This is a genomic window from Plesiocystis pacifica SIR-1 (assembly GCF_000170895.1).
Taxonomy (GTDB): Bacteria; Myxococcota_A; Polyangia; order Nannocystales; family Nannocystaceae; genus Plesiocystis; species Plesiocystis pacifica.
The window spans coordinates 1-23,726 of record NZ_ABCS01000115.1 but is presented as its reverse complement, the minus strand read 5'-3'; the positions used below and the strand labels follow the sequence as shown (position 1 = coordinate 23,726).

The following is a 23,726-nucleotide window of genomic DNA, read 5'->3' as shown; positions in this document are numbered from 1 at the left end:
CACTCCCCGGGTATGCGTAGAACCCTGCTTGCCCTGATCGCGCTGAGCCTGCCCCTCGCCGCCTGTGACGAGGGCCTGACCGACGACGAGCTCCTCGCCGAAGGCGAGACCAGCGCGAACGCGGAAGACGACGCCGAGGCCGAACAGGGAAAAGACGAGAACGCGGAGGCCCCGTCCGAGGACGAAGAGACCGAGACCGGTGAGCCGACGACCCTCGAGGGCGAGGACTGCGACGGCGACGAGTGGACCGCGTGCCTCGAGGGCGAGGGCTTCCATTTTTGCAAGGGGGGCGCCTACGGCCCCTGTGTCGAGGACCCCATGTGCTTCCCCGGCCAATGGGAAGAGTGTGGGGGGGAGCTCGCCGGCACGAAGATGGGCTGTCTCATCCAAGACGGCGTCCCCACTTGGGACTGGGACACCTGCAACACGCCCCTGGCCCTGAGCTTCGACGGCGGGCCCATCGAGATGGTGACCAGCGCCGCGAGCTTCGACATCTCCGGGACCGGCTCGTGCCTGGGCTCGGACTGGCCCAGCGCCGACAACCCCTGGCTGGCCATCGACCTCGACGGCAGCGGCTCGATCGAGGCGGGCTCGGAGCTGTTCGGCTCGGGCTCGATCCTGGCCTCGGGTCGCCACGCCCAAAACGGCTTCTTGGCCCTGTCCGAGTACGACAGCGACGGCGACGGCTCCATCACGCCCGCCGACGCCCGCTTCGCCGACATCCTGGTCTGGCGCGACCTCGACAGCGACAAGCGCTCGCTCCCCAGCGAGCTGAGCACCCTCGCCGACGAAGGCGTCACCTCGATCAGCTTGGCCAGTGAGGTCCGTGAGACCTGCGACGCCCGAGGCAACTGCGGCCGCGAGCGCTCGGCCTTCGAGTTCCAGGGCGCGGGCGGCCGCCCCCAGGTCGGCGAGGTCGTGGACATCTACCTCGCCTGCCATTGACGGCCTACCGAGAAAGGCAGCCGCCCACGGGTTCAACGCCAGCTGAGTCCGTGGACGATGCTTTCGTGGATCATGGGTCCCGGCGCGGCCGGGGTGGGCGACTGCTAGTCGATTGCTCCGCCAACGCCATTGGCGCCAGCCTCGCCCCCGCGCCCGGAGGTGAGGCTTCGTCGTCGGGCACGAGAGCGCCGTGATCGATCCGGGTCGGCGATGGCACCTCCAGGTCGATGCGCAACGCCGTGTTTGCCCTGGCCGCCCTGAGCCTCGTGTTCGTCGCTTGCGACGAGGGGGAGGTTGACGACGAGATGCTCGCCGAAGGCGACACTGGAGACGACGACGGAGAGCCTGGGGATAGCGCCGGCTGCTTGGACAAGGAGCAGGACCCCGAGGACGAGGAGACCGGGACCGACACCGAGGCCCAGGACGAGGAGACCGAGGCCGACACCGAGGCTCAGGACGAGGAGACCGAGACCGAGACCGGGGATCCGGGCCTCGAGGGTCAACCCTGCAACACCTCCAGCGAGTGGTACGAGTGCATGGGCAGCGAGGGCGAGGGGTACCACTTCTGCGACGGAGGCACCCTCGGGCCCTGCGTCGAGAGCCCCCAGTGCTTCCCTGGCGACTCCAAGGACTGCGGCCTCGGCGAGGAGTTCGGAGAGGGCTGGAACATGGGCTGCATCCTCGTCGGTGGGGAGCCCATGTGGGACTGGGAGGCCTGCAACACGCCCCTGGCCCTGAGCTTCGACGGCGGGCCCATCGAGATGGTGACCAGCGCCGCGAGCTTCGACATCTCCGGGACCGGCTCGTGCCTGGGCTCGGACTGGCCCAGCGCCGACAACCCCTGGTTGGCCATCGACCTCGACGGCAGCGGCTCGATCGAGGCGGGCTCGGAGCTGTTCGGCTCGGGCTCGATCCTGGCCTCGGGTCGCCACGCCCAAAACGGCTTCTTGGCCCTGTCCGAGTACGACAGCGACGGCGACGGCTCCATCACGCCCGCCGACGCCCGCTTCGCCGACATCCTGGTCTGGCGCGACCTCGACAGCGACAAGCGCTCGCTCCCCAGCGAGCTGAGCACCCTCGCCAACGAGGGCGTGAGCGCCATCAGCCTGGCCAACGAGGTCCGCGAGACCTGCGACGCCCGGGGCAACTGCGGCCGCGAGCGCTCCGCCTTCGAGTTCCAGGGCGTGGGCGGCCGCGTCCAGACCGGCGAAGTCGTCGACATCTACCTCGCCTGCGACTGAGGCAGGGCTCACAGGGTCGGCCAAGACGAGTTTGGCCGACCCTCTGTCTACTTTAGCCGTCGTGGACGACGCCACGCCCTCCCTGCCCCACGTCCACGACTCAGGGACTGTGAGGTTTTCACAGTCCCTGTCCACTTTAGCCGTCGTGGACGACGCCACGCCCTCCCTGCCCCACGTCCACGACTCAGAGATTGTCAAGGAATCCACGCCCCCGCTCGCGGGGGCGACCACCAGCCTTCTCGAAGGCACGAACCCCATTGCCCACCAAGCCAAAGCGGAGGAGCGGACAGCGACGAAGCGCCCCCGGTCCTCAGATGCCTGTGGGGGCAGAGCAGAACTCAGACGCCGGTGAAGACCACCGTGACGTCGAGCGAGGCGGGGACCTCGGCCGCGGGGAGCTCGGGGTTGAGGGGCACCGAGAGGCCGATCAGGCGCTCTCGGGCGCACGCTTCGACGGCCCCGAGCTGCTCTTTGTGGGACCGCCCGAGCCGTCGGCCCGCGTCGGCGCTCGCGCGGGTGAAGCGGCCCTTTTCAAAGCGCAGCTCGAGGCTCAGGCCGTCCTTGGGCAGCGGCGCCTCGAGCTCGGGCATGCACGCGAACAGGGCCTCGGCGGCGACCTTCATCCGAGCCTCGCCGTCGGGAGCGAGCACGGGGGTGGCCTTGGCCCCGGGGCTGAGCTCGAGGGCGGGGAACACCAGGCGGCTCTGGAGGGCGCGCCGGGTCAGCGCGGCGCGCTTGGCCAGGGTCGCGTCGCTCGCTCGCTCGCTCCCGCTGGCGGGCAGCTCGGCCTGGGCGACGATGGGCTCGTCGGGGAGCCAGCCCACGGCCAGGAAGGGCGAGTCGACGCCCCCGGTGAGCACGGCGAGCAGATCGATGAGCTGGCGGTGCTGGACCCCCGGCGCGATGCTCAAGCTCACGGCGCGCTCGCGGGGGAAGGCGTGGTGGAGGGCCTGGGCGAGGTTTTTGACGTCGCTCGGCAGACCCGGCGCGGCTCCGAGCCACTCGCCGTCGACGCGCACCCGAGGCCCGCGCCCGCTGAGCTGGACGTGGATCCGAGCGCCCCGCAGCGCCCGCGCGCCGGGGTTGAGGTCGTTGGCCCGGGCCACGAGCATGGGCAGGGCCAGGGTCGCCGCGCCCGCCTCGGAGCCGTCCTCGCTCGCGCCCTCGAGGCGCGGCTCGTGCACGGCGAACTCGAGGGTCGCGGCCCGGACCTCGACCATGGCCGCGAGGGCGTCGGCGTACTCGGGGGCCGGGAGCTCGGGGTGGGCGGCGACCAATAGCGTGCCCCGGCCGTCCCGGGCGAGCAGCCCCTCGATGCCGGCGCGCAGCGGATCGGGCCCGCCCATGCCCACGGTGAAGGTCTGCGCCGCCTCGCCCCCGGGGTCGAGGACGGCCTCGCCCGGGCGCAGGAGCACCACCGGCGCGAGGCTCTCGCGGTGCCCGGTGCCCCGCGGGAGCTCCGGGAGGGTCCAGCTGGGGTCCCGGGGCTGGGGCAGGAGGGCGAGCACGGTCTCGCGCAGCTGCGTCTCCTCCTCGGAGCGGCTGGCGACCACGGCCTGCCAGCGCGGGGTCTGGGCCAGGGCGTCGCGCGGGGCCTCGAGCAAGGCCCACAGCTGCGCGGGGCTGGGCAGGGGCGGCTGGGCGTGGGGGGCCAGATCTTCGAGCCAGGGCGAGAGGTCCTCGCGGACGGTGTAGAGGGCGTGGACCGCGACCTCGTCCCGGAGCTCCGGGCCGATCTCGACGGCCTCGACGAGCACCCCGCGGACGTGGTCGTAGATCCGCCACTGCGCGTTGTCGGCGACGCGCGGGTGCCCGGTCTCGGTCAGCACCCGGTAGGCGAGGGTCTGGGTGATGAGCGCCTCGGCCGAGTCCGGGAGGAACATGTCGGCGCTGAGCAGCATGATCGCGTCGGCGATGAAGCGCTGGTCCTCCTCGTCGACGCTGCCGGGGGTCGCGGCCTCGGTGGACGCGGCCAGGTCCTCGAGGGCGTAGGCCTCTTCCAGCAGGCGCAGCACGACCTCGCGGCTGGCGTCGATGCCCCGCGAGCTCGAGTAGGGGCCCAGCGCCTGCCACAGGCTGTCGCGGGCGTCCTTGTCCCCGGCGAAGCGGGCCCCGTCGTAGAGGTCCAACAGACGATCGAGGCGGAGGATCCGTCCCTCGAGACCCGCCTGGGCGAGGAGGGCGAGGCGCTCGGGTTCGGCGGCCGCCGGGGTCCCGACGGTCGCGTCGTCGATCCAGCCGGCGGCTACGACCTCGGCGCCAGGGTTCTTGCTCTGTCCGATCCCCGCGCACGCCGAGAGCCCCAGACAACCAGTCAGGAGCAGGGAAGGGAGCGCGTGGGGAAACGAGGATGCTGCGGACACGGCCGAGGGACATGGTGACACGGCCGGGGTTCCAGCAAAAGGCAGGTCTGGACTGATAGACTCGCCGTCCGGATGGAGGGAGACCAGCGCCAGGCTCGGATTGGGTGCGCCCCCCTCGGTCCGCCGCGCCGGGCCCGGGCCCCGGCGATCGCCTCGCTGATCCTCGCCCTGGGCGCGGGGATCGGCCGAGCCGAGGCCGCCGAGGTCCGCGTCGGGTCCCGAACCATCGGCGAGGGCTACGTGGTCATGGCCCCAGCGGCGAGCGGGGAGGGCGAGGTCCGCCTGCTCCGGCGGCGCCGCCTGGTCCAGTACGTCAACCTCGGCGTCTACGAGCTGCTCCCGCCCAAGCAGGCCGACCAGTGGCGGCGCGAGCCCAAGGACGGGCAGATCGAGGTGGTCGCGTCCATGCGCGTGCGCCACGACTTCGGCGACTTTCGCCGGTTCGCGTCCTCGGCCCCCGGCGCCTCGGGCCCGCTGCTCCAGAGCCTCGACGGCCGCCAGGTCGACCTGCTCTACGGCTACGTCCAGGGCCGGGAGATCGGGGGCTTCTTCGACTTCCGGGCCGGGCGGCAGTTCGAGACCAGCGGCCTCGACTGGTTCGCGTTCGACGGCGGCTGGGCCCGGGTCGACACCCCCGCGAACTTGTCCATCGAGGCGTTCGGCGGCCTGGCGGTCAACGGCAACGACGTGTTCGGCTGGCCCACCTGGCAGCTCGACGGGACCGCCGGCACGCCCCAGCCCGGCCTCGGGCGCGACATGGACATCGCCCGCTCGCCCATGCTCGGGGCGGCCCTGGCCAGCTCGGGGCTGCGCCGCGTCCACGCCCGGGTGGCCTACCGCCGGACCTTCACCCCGGGCGCCGATACGGGCGCGCTCAACCGCGGCCTCGTCGAGCCCACCGGCGAGGCCGACGGCAGCGCCCAGCCCCTGACCACCGCCGTCGACCAGGAATTCGTGTCTGCGCAGCTCGACCTCCCGCTCTTCGACGGCGTGTTCACCCCCTTCGCCGCGGCCCGCTACAACCTCGGCACGAGCCGCCTCGACGACCTGTCCGCCGGCCTCGATCTGGCCGTGTCCGATCGCCACCGCGTCCGCGCCCAGTACCTGCGCACCATCCCCAGCTTCGACCTCGACTCGATCTTCAACCTGTTCGCGCTCCAGCCCCTCGAGGATGTGCGCCTGAGCTACCAGGTGCGCGCGGGCGGAGGCTGGACGCTGCAGGGGCGGGGGCGCGTGCGGGTGTTTCGCAGCGAGCTGGCCGAGGACGAAGCCGCCGCGCGCACCCGGGCGCTGGCCCTGGGCTGGGGCGCCTCGCTCTCGGCGCTGTGGCGGCGGCATCGCTTCGCCGCCCGCGTCGACGGCTTCGCCCAGGGCGGGGAAGGGGGCACGGTCGCCGGCGGGAGCCTCGACGGCCAGGTCCGCGTCGCCCACGACCGCGTGGGCCTCGACCTGCGCACCTACGCCTCGGGCTACGGCGACGAGACCCGCCAGGGCTGGGCGGTGGCGGTCCAGGCCGGCGCGGACGCCCAGGTCTGGCGGGGCGTCCACGTCACCTTGCTCGCCGAAGAGATGGTCACGCCCTACCTGCGCCACGCCTTCCGCGGCCTGGCCATGCTGGGCTTCGACTGGAGCATGCGCGGAGGCGGGCGATGACGGCCACGGAGCGGCGCTGGGCGACGCGCGTGAGCCTGGGCCTGGGCGCCCTGGGGCTCTCGGTCCTCGCCCTGTCCATGGGCCAGACCGAGGCCGAGGCCGATCCCATCAGCGAGCCGCCCGCGACCTTGCCCCGCTCCGAGGGCCCCAAGCGCCCGGGCGGCCCGGTCTACCCGCCCCAGGAGCTGCGCGTGCGCATGAACCACGGCAAGCACCTCGCGGCGGGGGTCCAGTGCAAGCAGTGCCACACCCGCATCGAGACCAGCGCCCTGGCCAGCCAAAACGACCTGCCCACGGGCGAAGCCTGCGACCTGTGCCACGGCGACCAGCACCCCGCGGTCAACGGGCGCACCCAGGGCGACGCGGCCCACTGCGCCGACTGCCACACCCACGTCGACGAGCAGCGGGTCACGGCGACGACCCGCATCCCCAAGCCGCGGCTCATCTTCTCGCACCAGGCCCACCTCCAGCGCGGGGCCGCGTGCGAGGACTGCCATGGCGACATGGCCAAGGTCGGCCTGGCGACCCAGGCGCAGCTGCCGAGCGAGGCGGACTGCCTGGCCTGCCACCAGGGCAAGCCCAAACCCAAGCCCGGCGCGGACGTGCTGCCCGGCGCCAAGCCAACCTGGGCCAGCGCGACCTGCTCCACCTGCCACCCCAGCGGCGCCGACGGGCGCCTCGAGACCGCGCCCTTTGGCGATCCGACCGCCCCCAAGCTGCTCCCTCGGGGACCCAGCGCCCGCGGGGCTGGCCACGATCTGGCCTTCGTGGAGGACCACCGGGGCATCGCCAAGGCCGACCCCAGCCTGTGCGCGGCCTGCCACGACGACGAGTTCTGTGCCGACTGCCACGCCGGCCCCATCCGACCCATGCGGATCCACGCCGGCGACTACCTGAGCACCCACGCCATCGACGCGAAGGCGGCGAGCCAGGACTGCTCGAGCTGCCACCGGCTGCAGAGCGAGTGCAAGGCTTGCCACCTGCGCGTGGGCGTGGGCACCTCGAGCGATCCCGACGGCGACGGCAGCGGGAGCGAGAGCCGCTTTGGGCTCGGCTCCTCGCTGAGCTTCCACCCGCCGGGGTGGGCGAGCGCGGACGCCGGCGGAGCGCTCGGGGGTGGCCACGCCCGCGCGGCGCAAAAGAACATCTCGGCCTGCGTCAGCTGCCACGACGAGGACAGCTGCCTGGCCTGCCACGCGACCACCGACGCGGCCACGCCCGGCCTCGGGGCGAGCCCCCACGGGCCCGGGTTCGCCAACTCGACCCGCTGCGCCGCCCTCGAGCGCCGCAACCGACGGGCCTGCCTGCGCTGCCACGCCCCTGGAGACATCGCGCTCTCGTGCCTGTGAGGTGCGGCGTTGGACCCAGCCTGGCCCACCTGCGTGTCCTGGGGGTCTTGAGTCCCCCGCCTGGCCGTGCTGACATGCCGCCGATGCGTTCCCTGGTGAAGCACTCCACCTCGCGCCTGCTCCTCGTCGCGGCCCTGGGCCTGGGCCTGGTCGCGTGCAAGACCCCCGAAGAGCGCGCGTGCGCCAACAAGAAGAAGATCGAGGGCGCGGCCCAGGGGACCCCGTCCGACAAGGCCGCCGTCGATCAGTGCGTGGCGACCCTCAACGAGCTGCGCGAGTCGACCAAGGTCGACGAGGGCGTGTGGAGCACCTACGTCACCTGCCTCGCCGAAGCCTCGGACGAGGCCGGGCTCAAGGAGTGCCTCGGGCCGATCTCGGACGCGGTGGTCAAGAACCTCCAGGACAAGATGCAGGGCCAGGTCGAGCAGGCCCAGGCGGACCTCAAGGCCGCCCGCGAGGGTGCAGATTCGGCCAAGCCCGCGAAGTGAGGCTCGGACGCGAGCGGAGGCGCATGCGCGGGCCTCGGGGCCGGCGAGCGCTTCGGCGAATTCGCCAGCTCTAGACCGCGACCTACCGGGAAAAACAGGTTCCACCGGTTCAATCGTGGGATAGTCAGAGAGTGTCCCGCAGCTCGGAGGTCGGCATGGTCGCCCATGACCCGACGCTCCGAACCGCGCTCGTGCTCCCGCTAGCCCTGATTCGTCACGTGGAGATGCCGACCTTGCCCCTCGCCCGCGCCCAGACCGACTGGCTCGGGGCGCAGATTCAGCGAGGCGCCCGGGGGCTCCTGCTCCAAGCCGACATTCCCTGGCCGCCGCCGCCCCGCGCAGTGCTGGGGCACTTTCGACGCAAAGCCATCACCAGCCCTGGCCTCGAGACCATCACCCTCGTGATCCCGAGCGTCGACTCGCTCATCCCCACCCTGGTCGCCAGCGTCGCCCAGCAGGTCATGAGCCTGGGCCAGCTCGCCGGGGGCGTCGCAACCTTCACGAAGCTCGAGGCCGCCCTCGACTGGCACGAGTCGAAGCTCGGCCTGACCATCGATCGCCCGCGCGTTGGGGGCACCCTCGATACGCTCGGGACCTGAGGCGGAGCCCATGATTCAGGTCGCCGCCCCTCGAGCGCAGTCACGGCTGGACAAGGTCCGCGTGGCGACCGTGGGCGAGGTCGTACTGCTCCGGCACTTTCGCGCGCCGGGGCTGGAGCGGGCGCGCGGTGAGGTCGCGGCGCTCGAGCACGCGATCGTTCACGAGGGCGCCACCGCGCTCATCGTCTGGATCGACGAGGCCATCCCGCCGCCGAGCTTCGAAGTTCTGCGCCTATTTCTACGGATCCCAAAGATCGATCCAGGTCTCGAACACATCGCGGTGGTCGTACCGCAAGCGGGCTTTTCCCTGGCCATCGCGTCGAGCGTGATCCGCCAGCTCTTGCGGCTGACGCGTCTGGCCGGCGCCGTCGAGGCCTTCACCGAGCTGCTCCCCGCCTGCGCGTGGCTCAGCCGCCATCACGAAGACATCGACGCCCTCGCCATCGAGGAGCGCTTGTACGAGCTCGGCCGCGACTAAATACGCACGCGGACGGTCAGGCCGCGCACTCGTCGTCGTCGTCGAGGAGGACCTCGGCGGGGTCGTAGGCGGGCAGGGACAGGCCGACGGTCAGGCCGGCGAAGGTCGGGGTCCACTGCTCGCTGGCGGCGGCGAACGCGACGAGGCCGAGCTCCTCCAGCTCCTCCAGCTCGGCCACCAAGGTGCGAGGATCGCGCTCACCGATCACCTCCAAGAACACGAGGTTGGTCGCCATGCCGGCGCCCTTGAGCTCGACGATGAGACGAAGGAGGGTCGACGTGTGGGGACGAAGCAGCGTGGTCATGGCTGTATGCTCGTGCAGTGCTGAGCAGGCGTCCATTTTTCCGCATTTTTGTTCAGTGGTTCGAGAACGCCTTTTTGATCGGGTCTAGCTTGCCGATCCACGATGTTCGCGAGTTGGCGAGGGCCGCTCGATTTCGACCAAATGATCCGAATCGACGGCCCAGGGCGCGATGGCGATCAATCTTGGAGATCTTCGGGGCGATCTACTCGAGCCCGAGGCGGCGGCGGTAGGTCCGCGTCCGCCGATTGAGCACGTCGGCCAGGGTGTACTGGTCGAGGCTGGCGATGAACGCGCGCTGGGCCTCGTAGAGCGGGGAGACCAGGGAGCACGCGCCGGTCAGGGGACACTCGGTGTTGCCCTCTTGCATGCACTCGACCATGGCGAAGTCGGGCTCGGTCGCCTCGAGGACCTCGCCCAGGCGCAGCTCCTCCGGGTCACGCGCGAGGGTCACCCCGCCGCCGCGGCCGCGCTTGACCGCCAAGAAGCCGGCGCGTCCCAACGTGCCGACGACCTTGACCAGGTGGTGGCCCGAGATGCCGTAGGCCTCGCTGATCTCGTCCGTCGATACCTGACGCCCATCCGCCGCCGCGACGTAGATGAGCACACGGAGCGCGTAGTCGGTGTGCTTGGTCAGGCGCATGATCAGTCTCTAACACGAGCAGGGCGCCGAGGAGCCCTGCCATGCCAAGCAATTCTCGTCTTGGCCGACCCTCCGAAAACCCGCGCTCGCTACGAGGTGCGCGCACGAGGGTTGGCCAGCGAGTGAACCGCCCCCTTCAGGGGGCGACCCAATGCCCACGCGAAGGCACGAACCCCATTGCCCACCAAGCCAGAGCGGAGGAGCGGACAGCGACGAAGCGCCCCCGGTCCCCAGCTCCCTGTGGGGGCATGACGGAACTCAGGGACTGTGAACTTTTCACAGTCCCTGACTATTTTAGCCGTCGTGGACGACGCCACGCCCTCCCTGCCCCACGTCCACGACTCAGAGACTGTGAGTAAATCACAGTCTCTGACTATTTTAGCCGTCGTGGACGACGCCACGCCCTCCCTGCCCCACGTCCACGACTCAGGGACTGTCAAGGAATCCACGCCCCCGCTCGCGGGGGCGACCACCAGCCTTCTCGAAGGTACGAGCTCCATTGCCCACCAAGCCAAAGCGGAGGAGCGGAGCGACGAAGCGCCCCGGTCCCAGGCGCCTGTGGTTTGAGGGGTCAAAAGGTCCGTCTACGGGGCGTGAGGGGGCTGGCGCCCCTCCGTCTCCCGAATCTCTCCAAGCCGGGGCCCGGCCGTGGACTCAGCCGGCTTCAAGATCGGGGCCGGTTGCTCGAGCAGCGCGATCGCGGCCTCGGTCGCTCCCGGAGACAGGTGCATGTAGCGCTGCGTCGTCACCAGCGACGCGTGCCCCGCCAGTTGCTGGATCACCCGGGCAGCCGCCCCACGCATGGCGAGGTGACTGCAGAAGGTGTGTCGCAGCGTGTGCGGCCCTCGACGTCGCAGCTTCGCGGCGTCCTGGGCCTTCTCCAGCATCGTCCGGCCCGTCTGCCGCGAGGTCGGGATCTCCCGGCCCTCGCTCCCCCGGTACAGCACGAGCTCGCAGTCCCTGGGGAGAGCCCCCAGCGCATCCGCCAGCCGCCGCGTCAGCGGGACCGTGCGGATCTTGTCGTACTTGGGCGTGGTGAGCTCGCCCTTGTACTCCGAGTGCTCGACCGTCAGCTGGCGCCGGCGCAGATCGACCGCGGCCCAGTGCAGCCCGCGGATCTCCCCCGCACGCAGCCCCGCATCGCCGCCAAGCAACACGAACACCAGGCACTCGGGACTCTGCGCCGCTGCGGCTTTGACCAGTGCCGCGTACTCGTCGAAGTCATAGAAGTCCATCGACGGGTTCTTCACGCGCATGCGCTTGGCTCGGACGGGAAGCTCCTCGAGCACGCCCCACTCGACGGCGCACTTGAGCATGGTGTTGAGCACACCGAGCACGTTGTTGATCGACTTGTTGGCCATATGCTCGGTGAGCTTGGCCTTGAGCCGTTGGACGAGTTCGGAGTTGATCTGATCGAGGCGCTTGTCCCCGAACGCGGGGATCAAGTGCAGGCGTAGGACCTGGCGCTTGGTCTCCAGGGTGGATGGTTTGTGGCCGTTGGCCTTGGCGTAGCCCTCCATGTAGCGCGGGGCGAACTCCGCCAGGGTCGGAACCTCCTTCTTTGTCGGGCCAGCGTCTTCGCTGGCGGTTGCCAACCCATGGATCAGCAGGTGGCGCTCGCGCTCCCTGCCCCAGCGCAGCGACGCAGACTTGGCCGAGAACGGCGACTTGCGTCGCTCGCGGTGGGTCTTGCCGTTGGGCAGGCGGATCATGATGTCGACTTCGTAGCCCCCGTTGCGGTAGGGGCGGATTTTCACGCTCATCGTTGTCGTTTCCTCTCAACGACGGGGCGTGGCTCTTCGGTAGGTGACCATCCTAGCGGATGGCAGCCTACGACGCGAAGCCCGTCCGTCGTGTTCCGCCGGGTTCAGTTTTGGGGCTCAGCGTCCGCGCCAGACGAGGTCACGCCCCTTGCCGACCATGGGGTCGTTGTCGAGGCAGCGCACCACGAAGCTCCCACACTGAGCTGCTCGAAGCGCTCGCGCTTCGATCGTCACCGCTCACCTCCAGTTTGTCTCGGCCCCTACGCGCGGGCCGTAACTGGTCCTCACGGTTCGATGTGGAAGTTCCAGCGCGCCACGAACACCAGCCCCGTCTTCGGATCCCGATCGAGCGCCCGGAGCGTCACGTCGCCGTGCATGCTGCCTTCCTTGAACACGATCTGCTGATGCAGCCCCTTGGTCCCGACGAGCTCGAAGCGGACCATCGCGCGGTCGACGTGGAACTCGATGTCGTCGGTGATGTAGGGCATCACGAGGTCGTAGGGCGTGCCGGGGTGCACGTCGTAGCTCTTCTTCGTCACGTGGCTGGACTCGAAGGTCCCCGCCGGACGCCCGTGCTTGCCGTAGCCCGTCACGTCCGTGGGCTTGGGCCGCGCGGCGAAGATGATCACGCCGCGTGGGACCTCGACCATCTCGCCGAAGCGAAAGCCGTGCCCGGCGTAGGAGCCGAGGTGCGCGGAGAACTCCTCGGGCTCGGAGATCCGCGCCCGGATCACCGTGTCCTCGACGGTCCGCACCTTGGCAGTGAGGATCTCCTCCCTGACCTCGGGGTAGCCCGGCACCGGCTCCGACTTCACGCCGAACAAGATCACGTCCTCTTGGGTGAGGTTGTCGAGGATCTCGTCCTTGGGCGGCGCGTAGCCGCCGAAGGCCTCGATGAACTCCTGCTTCACGTCGTCCGGGAGCGTGTTGCGATCCATGAATCCGCCTCGAGGGCGGATGTCGTCGGGGGTGATAGGGTCGTCGTCGTCCTCGAAGTCCTTGAGAACCACATCGTCGTCGTCCGCGAGCTCGTCGTCCTTCTTCTTTTTCCGGCGCTTGTAGAGCCAGTAGGCTCCACCGCCGACTACGGCCGTCGTGGCGAGCGTCGCCGCCACGATGCCCACGGTCCTCATTGCAGTCATCGACTCTTCCTCCCGATCGTGATGAACGCCAGCTTCAGGTCAGGCATGGCCCGCGCTCCTTCGATGACGCACCGCCTTCCGAGGACGACGGCGATCACCCCGTGGCGCGCGGGGTCTGTCCGTGTTCTGCGAGAGCAGCTCAACCATGGACTGAGCCTGACCCTATTTCAGGGGTTCGTCGAGCATTAAATCGACACACAAACTGCATTCACACCGCCAGTGTGGGGTCATTTTGGGGCACCTCGAATATGTGCCGGGCGAGTCACCCCGCAGAGGTTGGGAGACTTCGGAGAGCGCTCTGGCCGCGGCCGTACCAAGCGAGGCTCAGACGCGTGTCAACGGTCTACCAATCGCGTACTAAATCGCGCTCCGGCTGTATCAACGGCCTACCAATCGCGTACCAACAGCGTACCAACGGCCTACCAATCGCGTACCAACGGCCTACCAATCGCGTACCAATCGCACGTCGATGGCAGCTGGTAACTCCAGGCTCCGGCGGCCTGTCGGCGAAGTGCGGGGTGAGTACACCTCCTCTTTCTTTGGGCCTCCTGCCGCGACCAGCATTGCCGACAATCCGAGGCGAACACACGCTTCAATGGAGACCAAATGCCGACACTAACCCACTGGCATGGGTCAGTGAGCTACACTGGTACGGCGGCGAGGAAGCAGCTCGTCAGAAATCCGGCAGAACATCGACGTCAGATCGGGATCATCGTCGAAGGTCTGCGGCGAGCAGCTTCTGACGCTCCGCCGGCTCCACCCAACTGACCGGTGGGAGAATGGGAAACACCCCGAGGTGAAGGTCGGCCCTCCGCGAGTCGAGGCTGAGGGCGCGTGAGTCGAGCCCCTCCGCGGACGAGTTACTCCTGGCCTGCCCTGGGTCGCGCCCACCTCGCGGACAGAGCCCAGGTGAAGCTCGGACTGGTACCAACAACTGGCAGGTGCGATGCGCACCATGACGTGCCGCGACCTTCAGTTGTGCGGCAGCCTTGGGACGAACGAAGGCGAGGCTCGTATCACGACTTCATGGGCGTCAGCTCGTCGCGGAGCAGGCCCAATGCACGGAAGACCCTCCCGCGCACAGCCGCGGCGCTTTGACCCTCGCTGGCCAAGTCCACGGCTCGCTCTTCGTCGAGGTAGCGCTGTCGGAGCAGCTTCCGGTCCCCCGAGGGCAAGCGCTCGAGTGCGCTTGACAGCTTGCTCAGCAACTGCCGCAGCCATACGAGAGTGCTCGCCCCTGGCTTCGACTCCAACCCAGGCGCGACACGCTCGAGCACGTGCTCGTCAAAGGCATGCGCGGTGCGTCCTTGTTCTCGCCATCGCTTGACGAGCTGGTCGCGAATTTTGACCGAAAGAATCGCCCGGGGATGAAGCTCATCCAGCGCATCGGGTGGTCTTTCGATCACCTTCAAGAGCGCCGCGTGGGCGATGTCTTCGGCGTCTGAGCCCGCGCCACGGCGTCGCGCGTAGCGGATTGCCCACGCCCGATGCTCGACGACAAAGGCTTCCCTCGCGCGCGGATCGTCGCGCAAGGCTGCGGCTAGAGAGGCTTTAGTGACCATCGTGGGGGAGCAGTCGTCTACCATGGACGGCGCGCCATGGAGAACCCCCCGTCGTCCAAGCGCAGCAGCTCGGCGCGCAGACTCGCCACGGTCGAGCTCGACCTGAGCGCGCTCGAGGCCTTCGCTGCCGCGGAGGGGGTATCTGTCGAGTCGTTGGTCGAGGCGATCGAAGAGCCGAGTGACCTGTCGATCATCGAGGCCCACATCCGCGCGCCCAAAGACGAGCCTGTGTTGCTCGCGGGACGCTTCGAGCTCATCAAGCAGGTCGGGGCAGGGAGTTTTGGGCGGGTGTTCATGGCGAGGGACCGCGTGCTCTCGCGGCGCGTCGCGGTCAAGATCATGCCCCTGGAAGACGGTGAGCTCGCTGGAGTCGCCGAACGTGAGGCGAGAGCCCTCGCCGCCCTGGACCACCCCAACGTCGTGACCATCTACGACCAGGGTAACGGCGACGACTATCGCTACCTGGTCCTCGAATGGCTCGAGGGCGAGAGCTTGTTCAGCTGGTGCATCGGCAAGAGCCAAGAGGAGATCATCGCCCGCTACATCGAGGTCGGTGAAGGGCTCGCGGCGGCGCATCGGCGGGGAGTGGTCCACCGCGACTTCAAGTCCAACAACGTGATGCTCGACGCCGACGGCCAGGCGGTCTTGGTGGACTTCGGGCTGGCCCGGAGCATCGAGTCGCTCCAGGGGCATGAGCCGGCATATCTGTGCGGGGCGCTCACGCACCTGGCTCCTGAGCGTTTCCTGGGGGCGCCGGGGGACACTCGGAGCGATCAGTTCGCGTTTTGCGTCTCGCTGTGGGAGGCGCTCACGGGGGTAGACCCTTTCTTGCGGGACTCTCCGAGTCCACCCGGGGCGGAGGGGGGAGAGCTGGCCTACGTCGAGGGTCGGATCGAGGCGTTGCGCTGCGGACCCGAAGCTGGGCGTGAGCTCGTGCCCAGGCACGCACGAGAGGCGTTGGAGCGAGGACTTGCGTGGGCACCGGAGGAGCGGTGGCCGTCAATGGATGCGCTGCTCGAGGCGCTACGGAGCCCCGTGGCTCGACAGCGCTCGACGTGGCCGGCGCTTATAGCGGGGGCGCTAGCCGTGATCTTGCTCGCCGTGGGGCTCAGCACGATCAGAGCTCGAGAGCCGACGATGAGCCTGAGCAGCTTGCCCATGCTCGACTACTCCCGAACGGGTCGAGCGATCGAAGGCTTGGCCTTGATTGCGGCACATCAACCCAGGGACGGCTTCGAGATCTGGTCCGAGTACGTCGAGCCGCAGGGAGCCCGACATCCGCTGTGGGCTGCCTGGTGGTCGCTCGCATACGCCGATCAGTTCGAACGAGAAGGTAGCCCGACAGGGCAGCTCTTGGCGGCATGGACGACAGAGGGGGCCGCGCAGGCTTACGAGCTCGGGGAGGCGTGGGAAGCAGCCGCCAACGCTCGTCAGCTCGCGGCAAAGCGGGCCGAGCTCGCAGGGGATCTACGAATGGCCGCGAGTCTGCGAGAGTGCGCTGCGGTCAATCTGTCGGGGATGAAGTGCCGCTAGTCCAGGTCGGCGCAGCCGACCGTGCCTTGCTCGGTGGTGTAGGGCGCAGAACACAGCAGGAAGTCACCTCCGCAGTGTTCGCCGATCGCCAGCTCATAGCAGCTGCCCCCGTAGCAGCACAGGGGAGTGGCTTTGTCGGGTTGGGTTCCCGGCGGCATGAGGTCGTCGCAGAAGCCAGCGTCGCAGGCGTCAGGGAAGGGCTGGTAGCAGGTGACCTTCCCTGGCGAGGTGAGCTCGCCGTAATCGCACCACATCTTCATTCCCGAGGTGCACCGTCCGTTCGCGTCTGTCGGCCCGCAATCGGCCGTCTCCCCGTCGATGGCGCAGCACACATGGTTGGCCCAGATGGGGGCGTCCGGGCCGGTCCACTCGCAAAAGCGGCTCAGCTTGGTGTCCTTGGAGTCGGTGATCGGTGCGCCGATCTCGTCGAGGTAGACGTCGTCGCACAGGTCTGGCAGGGAGCCGGCGGCGGTGATGGGAGTGAGCGCGAGGAGGGTTGCGGTGGCGAAACCCGCGACGGAGGGAACGACTTTGTTCGTCATGAGCGGAATTCTACTCAGTCGGTTGGGCTGGAACGCCTTGGCCGACGGCGAAGTCATGAGGACCACCCGCGCGGCCGACCTCGCTGAGCTAGCGACGCCGAGCTAGTCGTGAGGCCCGGGCGGCGGACTACGGCGTCGGAGCCTGGCTCGCCGACGCCTTCCCCTAGGCCCGGCGCCTCCTCGCCGTCGACGACTGGCGCATCGTCCAGCTCCCGCTGTGCGCCGAGTTCGTGGGCATGCGCCTCGAGACCGCCGAGGTCGCCAACCGCGAGCGCTGGAAGGGCGTCACCGCGAAGACCAAGATGCCCAGCACCCCCGGCGACGGCGAGCTCCTCGGGACCCTCTACCTCGGCCGCGCCTCGGCGGCCTTCACCCTCAAGCTCTACATGAAGAGCCGCCAGCTCGGCCTGCGCGGGCACGAAGGCGAGACCACGCTGACCCACCGCTGGCGCGAGCAGGGCTGGGACGGCAGCGAGCCCGTGCTCCGCGTCGAGGCGACCTACCGCGAAGACGGCCTGCAGCTGCGCCCCCGCGGCGCCCAAGGCCACGATGGCCTGGGCTTCGACGACCCCGCGATCCTCACCGACCCCGAGGCCCTCGCCCGGCTCTTCGCCCACGCCGTGGGTCACCCGGACCAGCCACAGTCGGGCCGCTACCGCCTCCTCGACGAGAGCGGCGAGGTCGGTCCAGGCTGGCGGGTCATCCAGGCCGCCGCCGAGGCCCCCTTCGAGCGGCTGTCCCAGGTCCGGGCACGGCGGCAGGCCGAGCGGCGAGAGCGTCGACAGCAGGCCGAGCGGCGGTGGGTCCAGGCCGGTGGCGAGGTCGCACGCTTCGACGGCTGCGACCCCGACACGACCACGGCCGAGGTCCGCGAGCACTTGAGCCGGCGAGCCACGCAGCTGTCCCTCGACGAGCTCGACCAGGCCCTGACCCGGGCCGACGCCCTGCACGGCGACCTCTTTTTCGACGAGGACGACGAGGCGCCGTGTCGCGACCCAGACGCGCCCGAGTCTCCCTGGCCGCCAGGGCCTCGACCTTGGGACGAGCGCGCCGAGCTCGACGAGCGCCCCGTGGGCGCCCGTTCACCGCCCCGGGTCGCGACACGAGCGGTTGAGCCCGATCCCGACGACCCCTAGGTGAACGCCATGGACCAGCTCAAGCAATGCAGGCCGCTCACCGCCCGCCAGGCCCGGGTGCTCGAGCTCATCCAGGTCATGACCACCGAGCGAGGCTACCCACCGACCCGCCGCGAGCTCCGAGACCGGCTCGGGCTCAAGAGCACGACCTCAGTGCAGGAGTACCTCAAGGCCCTGCAGGCCAAGGGACGCATCCAGCTCGACGCGAAGGTCGGTCGCGGGATCCGGATCATGGGGCTTTTATATCTAGAGAAGTGATCTTGAGTTCTCCTGAGTCAGTAAAGACAATATCAAACCCTGCCTCACGTAGTTCTTTGACCGCAGCGGCGAGTTCGCGGAGGGTCTCCACTCTGGCCCGTAGCGTCTCCGCTTCGATACGTCGCGTCTCTGCTTGACGGTGCTCGACATCTACGCGCCGCTTTCTCAACTCCTCTTTAGTGAGTCGCGTCTCTGCATCTGTCAACCGAGTCTCGGCTTGGCGGTGCTCAACCTCCACCCGCTGTTTCTTAAGAAGTGTTTCCGGAACTCGGACAGCCTCTAGGGTAAGAGCATCAATGATCGGATCAGGCTCAGGCTCGGAGCTGCGACGTACACATGCCTTAACCCTGGCCAGCCACCAACGCCAAAGGGACTCGTTACTCATTCGGATGGAGGCCTTTTGACGACATTTAGCTCCCGGCCTGCGCAAGCAGCAAAGTCTGCGCGAAGCGCCGCCAAGAAGCGATCTATGGCAGGGTGTTCCTCTGCTACATACACAACGAGTGCGTCACCACTCTCTGCATGGGCCGGGGTGCCACGAAGGTCAGCCCTTTGGCTTTGAGGGGCTTCAGGATTTTGAGTGGGTCACCCCGCCGGGAACCCTGGTACGCCCCCTCCAGCCCAGGCATGCTGAGAGCCCGTGCGCGACCGAGACCTCTACGCCAAGCTCCTTGGAATCGACGACCCCTGGTACGTCCGCGACGTTGACCCGCGCCTCGAGGCTGGGGAGGTCGAGATCTTCATCTCCCGAGACGAGCGCGCCGAGCTCCCGTGCCCAGTCTGCGGGGCCGCGGCCGGGCGCTACGACACGCGGACTCGCACCTGGAGGCACCTCGACACCATGCAGTACAAGACCCTCCTGACCGCCGAGGTCCCGCGGGTCAAGTGCGCCGAGCATGGCGTCAAGCAGCTGAAGGTGCCCTGGGCCGAGCCCGGCTCGAGGTTCACCGCGATGTTCGAGGCGCTCGTCATCGACTGGCTCAAAGAGGCCAGCGTGTCCGCCGTGGCGAGGATGCTGCGCATGACCTGGGACGAGGTCGACGGCGTCATGACCCGAGCCGTCGCGCGGGGCCTCGAGCGCCGGCAGTCCCAGCCGCTGCGCAACATCGGCATCGACGAGACCTCGTTCCAAAAGCGCCACGAGTACGTGACCGTGGTCTACGACTGCGACCGCAAACACGTCATCGACGTCCTCGACAACCGCCGCCAGTTCGACCTCGAGGAATTCTACTTTGGCACCCCCCTCGAACACCTCCAGAGCCTGGAGTCGGTGTCGATGGACATGTGGGGGCCCTACGTCCAGGCGACGCTGATCCACGTCCCTGACGCGGAGCGCAAGATCGCCTTCGACCGCTTCCACGTGGCCAAGCACATCAACGAAGGGGTCAACAAGGTGCGGGTCGATGAGCACGCCGAGCTGCGCGAACTCGGAGACCGGACCCTGACCGGGACCCGCTACCTGTGGCTGAAGAACCCCGAGAACATGACGGCCAAGAGCCGGCTTCGCTTCGAGGCCCTGCGCGGGAGCTCGCTGCGAGTAGCGAGGGCGTGGGCGATGAAGGAGGCCGCGCGCCAGCTGTGGAGCTACGAGCGGCGGGGCTGGGCGCGGCGGGCTTGGAAGCGGCTCATCGGCTGGATGGCGCGGTCTCGACTGCCGCCGATGGTCAAGGTCGGCCGGACCCTGCGGGCGCACCTGTGGGGCATCGTGAACGCGATCGTTCTCGGGGCTACGAACGCCTCACTCGAAGCGGTGAACTCGAAGATCCAGGCGCTGAAGAAGCGGGCGTGCGGGTATCGGAGCCGGGCTCGGTTTCGGAGCGCGATCTTGTTTCACTGCGGGGGGCTCGAGCTCTATCCGAGCGCTCATCTCGCCCACACGAATTCCTGAAGCGCCGGCTTTGATAGTGTTTGTTTCCTGTGCGAATCAGAGCCGACCTGTCAGCAACGGCAAGGTCGACTTCCCGCACTTGATCGTTTGTACGTTTGCTGTCATATTTATATGCTCGCCCTCCGTCAATCTGAACCTGGAGATTCAAAAAATCTTCGTCGGGCAACACCTCAGCCAATTTCAAAAGAGCCCCAAAGTAGATCTCTTGTGCCTCGCCCTCATCGATTCCGAGCCTCCTGGCAACTTCTGGCAACGTATGTCCCGCATCAAACATGAGCACAATCATGTTGATTTCTTGATCGTCTTCGAGGGTCTCAAAGAGCATGTCTAGGAACTTACTCGATACAGACATGTAGCCCTATTATTGGGGACCAATGGCCTACAGGTCAAGGGGTGCCCAAAACAGTGTTATGCATGCAGCCCCAGCCGAATTAAGCTATCGTCAGGGACTCAATACAGGTCCCGCTGGGGCAAAGTCATGGCGCGGGGCGACCAAGAGTGGGGGCCAAAGTCTGCGTGAAGCGCCGCCAAGAAGCGATCTATGGCAGGGTGTTCCTCTGCTACATACACAACGAGTGCGTCACACTCTCTGCATGGGCCGGGGTGCCATAAAGTAGATCGTCAGTCGAGTCATGGGTGCACGAAGTCTACACGATCACCTGTACGGGTAGAGCATCCGCCCGGTCGCGACCGGCAAGCCTTCGCGCTACCCATCCCCCGTGAAGTTCCGTAGCGCGAAGCAAGCCCTCGGCTGGGCGGCGGCACGCCGTCGCCCCGCCCTGACCCAACTCAAGGCCGACGAGCGCGTCCAGGAGCGCTCCAGCGTCGAGGACGACTGGGTCGCGTCGGCCGTGTTCTCGGCCCTCGCCCGGGCTGGCGTGGACCCCCACGGCGAGCAGGCCGACGAGGTCATCGCCTGGGCGACGCGCTCGGATCACGACGTCGACGACGAGGGCAGGAGCTGGTCGACGCACCCGGCCGACATGGCCGCCGAGGGCCTCGCCCGGTCCCTCGAGGACGACGCAGACGCCAGCGCCCAGGTCGAGGCCCTGCGCCGGGAGGCGGCCGCGAGCGCGACGACGGTGGCCAGCGTCGTCCGGGCCCTCGAGGTCGAGCTGCTCGAGCTCGGCCTGCTCGAGCGACGCGTCGAGCGGCCGGCGACCATGCCCTGGTACGCCCTGGTCGACGGCGAGGTCATGAAGACCACCCGTGTGGTCGACGAGAGCCGGCTCAGCGAGGAGGTCCTCGGCGAGCAGGCCGAGCTCGCCGAGCTCGCCGAGCTGCCGGTCTTCGGCCCCGTCGCGCCGCCCCACGACCTCGCCCGCGCGCGGGTCATCTTCGAGCCCATCGGCCGGGACCTCGCGGCCGGGGTCGTGCGCGGGGAGATCGGATCTTTCGCCGAGCTCGATCGGGCGGTTGCGAAGTTTGCCAGTGTCAGCGAGCGGACGGCACGGTCCACGCGTCTGGGCGTGTGGGGAGTCCGTGGGCGTCGCGGTCGGCCGGCCAAGAAAGGGCTTGCAGGGCGAAAATTGGCAAGTCAGGGTGTAGTGGCGACGGATAGCTGCGCCTTGTGAGCGGCGAGCTACCGCGTCGAGCGAGGCCCCGCAGTTTGACCCGAGACGGTCGGCTGCGGGGCCTCGTCGCGGTTGAAGGGAGCAGGCGTGAACATCGACCCGACCATCCTGGACATCCTCGGCGCGCTGGTCTTGCTGCTGCTCGGAGGCGGCACGGGTTACGGCGTCCGGGTGACTCGCGGCGACGCACTGACTGAGCGGCTGGCGAGCATCCAAGAGCAGCTCACTGAGGCCGTGAGCACGCTGGATGGGCTCGTGAAGGGTGACCTCGTGCAGTTGCGGGAGCGCAGCTACAAACATGGAAGCGCGCTGGCCCGGCACGAGGCGGACATCGAGGAGGTCTTCGACGCGCTGACGATCTACATGACGCACGCGGACGGTCTGCCGGAGGCAGCCCGCGAGACGATCATGGGGAAGCTCGCCCGCAAACGACGCCGAGGAACGACTGGACCCATATCTCGGTCCTGAACGGTTTACTCTGTTCCAGCTGATATCATTTTCAGTATACGAGAGCCCAGAGCAGTTCTTTGAAGGAAAAACCGTTCGGCAGTGGCCTGGCGATGGTCGTCGATAAAACGATTGTGGACATACTGTGACGATCCGGTAGCCTGGATAATCTGAATCAATCCCCCCTTCGCCAATCGCGCGAGGGAATCGATATCATGGGGAGGCTGTAGCCAGGAGTGGAGTTTCCTCTTGTCCTCCGGGCGAAAGCTGGAAATCTTCTCTAGGACTGCAATGTCAGCGGGATGAATCAGGTTGTCCACGAGTATCGACATGAGCTGGTCCTGTTGTCCCCACAGAAAGACATCTGGACTAAAGCTCCCAGCGAGGGCCTTGATGAGTAGTGCTCGGCGGGGAGCCGTTGCGTTCGCATGACCACGAGCGGTCACTGAGGCCATTATGGCAAGGTCTCGTGAGGTGGGGTGCTCGGAGTCAGGTCGACCAGACCACTGCTCGGCCACCTTGGACTTTAGTTTCTCAAGCTCTTCTGCGAGTTCTTTCAACACAAGAAGGACAGCTCTGACCTGAACGCCATCATAGTTGGAGTTACGCATTGCACTGAGGACCGCATCTCGAACCTCCGCACTCATGTACTCGTTCGCTGATTCATCTGAGGTCTTGAAAAACTCTTCAACGTGTCCGCCAGAAGCGGCATCAGCAAGTTTGATCAGGCTAGTGGAGTTGCCCGACCAGACTCCGAGAAGGATATCGAGTCTGTCTGCCAGTGACATGTCGAGAGCGTACTAACCCTCCCCCTTCCGCGTACACCCCGCCGAAAAACACGCGGGCGGGTACCCGGGCCCGTTTTTTCGCCGGCCGACCTTCGAAAATTCCCCTTTAGCCCCCTGAACCCCGAAATGCCCAACGATCCCGACAACTTGCCCCTGACCACCGCCGCCCCCGAAGCGCACGGCAACCCGACTCGCCAGCCTACCGGCCGGCCCACGCCCCAGACCATCACCCCAACGCGCCCCCGCGCCCCCGCCGTCCGTAAACGGGACACCTCAACCCCGATCCCCGTCATCCAGCGCAAGGCCGAGGCCACCACCCGCGGCCACCTCGCCCGCGACGGCGAGGCCCACCTCGTCCTCATCCGCGGCGACCAGTGGGCCCGCTGCCCCTCCGAGCGCGACGCCAAGCTCGTCCGCCGCCTCGTCCTCAACAACACCGACGTCACCCTCGACCGCGTCCACCACATCGGCGGCCGGGCCTTCCGCTTCAAGCTCGCGGGCTGATGCCCCGAGCGATCCGCACCAAGTCCGGCCGCCTCCGCCGAGGGGTCGCCCGCCGCCGCATCCAGGCCGCCGGCCCCGGCGAGGTCATCGTCCTCGACCAGGGCCGGCGCATGGTCAAGCGCCGCGACGGCAGCCGCAGCCGCTCCCGGAACAGCTTCACCCTCGACTTCGCCGTCGCCACGCCCCTGGCCTTCGACCTCGACATGCGCAAGCTCGTCGACGAGCTGCGCCTCAACCTCGCCGAGCACTACTCCCTGAGCCTCCTCGCCAGCCAGCTCGCCGACGGATCGGCCCCGCTGCCCCCGCTGTCCCGAAAGACCCAGGCCATCCACCCCGAGCGCGACCCCGACAGCTTCGGCGTGCGCTCGGGCCAGCTCGCCCGGCGCTGGCTCATCTACCCCGTCCGCGGGACCACCGTGCGGGCCTCGGCGCGGCTCAAGCCCTACGGCGGCGAGGGCCGCTCCCACCGGATCAACGGCTGGCTCGAGCGCGGCATCGACCTGCAGTCCGTCCGCGGCGACGCGGCCCG

General features: G+C 68.3%; 23 protein-coding genes. 15 read left to right on the top strand and 8 right to left on the bottom strand.

Going from position 1 to position 23,726, the window contains the following annotated elements:
• Positions 1–12 precede the first annotated feature (12 nt).
• Both PPSIR1_RS44745 and PPSIR1_RS44740 read left to right on the top strand, forming a co-directional pair.
• Positions 13–945 (top strand): hypothetical protein, encoded by a 933-nt coding sequence (locus PPSIR1_RS44745; RefSeq protein ID WP_006976063.1) that lies wholly within the window; start codon positions 13–15, stop codon positions 943–945.
• Between the two features lie 227 nt (positions 946–1,172).
• Positions 1,173–2,186 carry a hypothetical protein gene (locus PPSIR1_RS44740; protein ID WP_006976062.1) on the top strand — a complete coding sequence of 338 codons (1,014 nt, stop codon included), beginning with the start codon at positions 1,173–1,175 and terminating at the stop codon, positions 2,184–2,186.
• 338 nt (positions 2,187–2,524) lie between these two features.
• Here PPSIR1_RS44740 and PPSIR1_RS35335 read toward each other — a convergent pair whose 3' ends face one another.
• Complete coding sequence (locus PPSIR1_RS35335; protein ID WP_006976061.1) at positions 2,525–4,549, bottom strand: hypothetical protein; 2,025 nt, start codon at positions 4,547–4,549, stop codon at positions 2,525–2,527.
• Positions 4,550–4,621: 72 nt separating this feature from the next.
• Between PPSIR1_RS35335 and PPSIR1_RS35330 the strand changes: the two genes are divergently transcribed.
• From PPSIR1_RS35330 to PPSIR1_RS35310, 5 genes are all read left to right on the top strand, one after another.
• Positions 4,622–6,202 carry a hypothetical protein gene (locus PPSIR1_RS35330; RefSeq protein WP_006976060.1) on the top strand — a complete coding sequence of 527 codons (1,581 nt, stop codon included), beginning with the start codon at positions 4,622–4,624 and terminating at the stop codon, positions 6,200–6,202.
• A complete protein-coding gene (locus PPSIR1_RS35325; protein WP_006976059.1) occupies positions 6,199–7,551 on the top strand; it encodes a cytochrome c3 family protein in 1,353 nt (450 codons plus the stop codon). Before PPSIR1_RS35330 ends, PPSIR1_RS35325 begins: the two co-directional genes overlap by 4 nt.
• 95 nt (positions 7,552–7,646) lie before the next feature.
• Positions 7,647–8,039: a hypothetical protein gene (locus PPSIR1_RS35320; protein WP_006976058.1), complete on the top strand. Its 393-nt coding sequence runs from the start codon at positions 7,647–7,649 to the stop codon at positions 8,037–8,039.
• Between the two features lie 131 nt (positions 8,040–8,170).
• A complete protein-coding gene (locus PPSIR1_RS35315) occupies positions 8,171–8,638 on the top strand; it encodes a hypothetical protein (RefSeq protein ID WP_157596315.1) in 468 nt (155 codons plus the stop codon).
• Between the two features lie 10 nt (positions 8,639–8,648).
• The gene (locus PPSIR1_RS35310; protein WP_006976056.1) at positions 8,649–9,116 is read left to right on the top strand and encodes a hypothetical protein; all 468 of its coding nucleotides are present in this window, start codon (positions 8,649–8,651) and stop codon (positions 9,114–9,116) included.
• Positions 9,117–9,132: 16 nt separating this feature from the next.
• On the opposite strand, the gene PPSIR1_RS35305 is transcribed toward PPSIR1_RS35310, so the two are convergent.
• From PPSIR1_RS35305 to PPSIR1_RS48690, 5 genes are all read right to left on the bottom strand, one after another.
• Positions 9,133–9,420 carry a hypothetical protein gene (locus PPSIR1_RS35305; protein ID WP_006976055.1) on the bottom strand — a complete coding sequence of 96 codons (288 nt, stop codon included), beginning with the start codon at positions 9,418–9,420 and terminating at the stop codon, positions 9,133–9,135.
• Between the two features lie 202 nt (positions 9,421–9,622).
• Complete coding sequence (locus tag PPSIR1_RS35300) at positions 9,623–10,060, bottom strand: RrF2 family transcriptional regulator (RefSeq protein WP_006976054.1); 438 nt, start codon at positions 10,058–10,060, stop codon at positions 9,623–9,625.
• Between the two features lie 584 nt (positions 10,061–10,644).
• On the bottom strand, positions 10,645–11,823 hold the full coding sequence (locus PPSIR1_RS35295) for a tyrosine-type recombinase/integrase (RefSeq protein ID WP_006976053.1): 1,179 nt from the start codon (positions 11,821–11,823) through the stop codon (positions 10,645–10,647).
• Between the two features lie 284 nt (positions 11,824–12,107).
• A complete protein-coding gene (locus tag PPSIR1_RS35290) occupies positions 12,108–12,965 on the bottom strand; it encodes a hypothetical protein (RefSeq protein ID WP_198154686.1) in 858 nt (285 codons plus the stop codon).
• A 1,016-nt stretch (positions 12,966–13,981) separates the two neighbouring features.
• Complete coding sequence (locus PPSIR1_RS48690) at positions 13,982–14,497, bottom strand: RNA polymerase sigma factor (protein ID WP_157596314.1); 516 nt, start codon at positions 14,495–14,497, stop codon at positions 13,982–13,984.
• Positions 14,498–14,563: 66 nt separating this feature from the next.
• Between PPSIR1_RS48690 and PPSIR1_RS35280 the strand changes: the two genes are divergently transcribed.
• Positions 14,564–16,060 (top strand): serine/threonine-protein kinase, encoded by a 1,497-nt coding sequence (locus tag PPSIR1_RS35280; protein WP_006976049.1) that lies wholly within the window; start codon positions 14,564–14,566, stop codon positions 16,058–16,060.
• On the opposite strand, the gene PPSIR1_RS35275 is transcribed toward PPSIR1_RS35280, so the two are convergent.
• Positions 16,057–16,602 (bottom strand): hypothetical protein, encoded by a 546-nt coding sequence (locus PPSIR1_RS35275; RefSeq protein ID WP_006976048.1) that lies wholly within the window; start codon positions 16,600–16,602, stop codon positions 16,057–16,059. The two genes, PPSIR1_RS35280 and PPSIR1_RS35275, sit on opposite strands and share 4 nt — an antisense overlap.
• A 236-nt stretch (positions 16,603–16,838) precedes the next feature.
• On the opposite strand from PPSIR1_RS35275, the gene PPSIR1_RS35270 reads away from it, so the two are divergent.
• From PPSIR1_RS35270 to PPSIR1_RS35250, 5 genes are all read left to right on the top strand, one after another.
• On the top strand, positions 16,839–17,738 hold the full coding sequence (locus tag PPSIR1_RS35270; protein WP_045117389.1) for a hypothetical protein: 900 nt from the start codon (positions 16,839–16,841) through the stop codon (positions 17,736–17,738).
• 9 nt (positions 17,739–17,747) lie between these two features.
• Positions 17,748–17,996 (top strand): LexA family protein, encoded by a 249-nt coding sequence (locus PPSIR1_RS35265; protein ID WP_157596313.1) that lies wholly within the window; start codon positions 17,748–17,750, stop codon positions 17,994–17,996.
• Between the two features lie 640 nt (positions 17,997–18,636).
• A complete protein-coding gene (locus PPSIR1_RS35260; protein WP_006976045.1) occupies positions 18,637–19,884 on the top strand; it encodes an ISL3 family transposase in 1,248 nt (415 codons plus the stop codon).
• A 719-nt stretch (positions 19,885–20,603) separates the two neighbouring features.
• A complete protein-coding gene (locus PPSIR1_RS35255) occupies positions 20,604–21,458 on the top strand; it encodes a hypothetical protein (protein ID WP_006976044.1) in 855 nt (284 codons plus the stop codon).
• A gap of 87 nt (positions 21,459–21,545) precedes the next feature.
• Positions 21,546–21,926 (top strand): hypothetical protein, encoded by a 381-nt coding sequence (locus PPSIR1_RS35250; protein WP_006976043.1) that lies wholly within the window; start codon positions 21,546–21,548, stop codon positions 21,924–21,926.
• Between the two features lie 5 nt (positions 21,927–21,931).
• Here PPSIR1_RS35250 and PPSIR1_RS48685 read toward each other — a convergent pair whose 3' ends face one another.
• A complete protein-coding gene (locus tag PPSIR1_RS48685; RefSeq protein ID WP_157596312.1) occupies positions 21,932–22,693 on the bottom strand; it encodes a hypothetical protein in 762 nt (253 codons plus the stop codon).
• A gap of 126 nt (positions 22,694–22,819) precedes the next feature.
• On the opposite strand from PPSIR1_RS48685, the gene PPSIR1_RS35245 reads away from it, so the two are divergent.
• Complete coding sequence (locus PPSIR1_RS35245; RefSeq protein WP_006976042.1) at positions 22,820–23,197, top strand: hypothetical protein; 378 nt, start codon at positions 22,820–22,822, stop codon at positions 23,195–23,197.
• Positions 23,197–23,726, top strand: a 530-nt coding sequence (locus tag PPSIR1_RS35240) for a hypothetical protein (RefSeq protein ID WP_006976041.1), incomplete at its 3' end; no start/stop codon positions are given. The genes PPSIR1_RS35245 and PPSIR1_RS35240, both read left to right, overlap by 1 nt.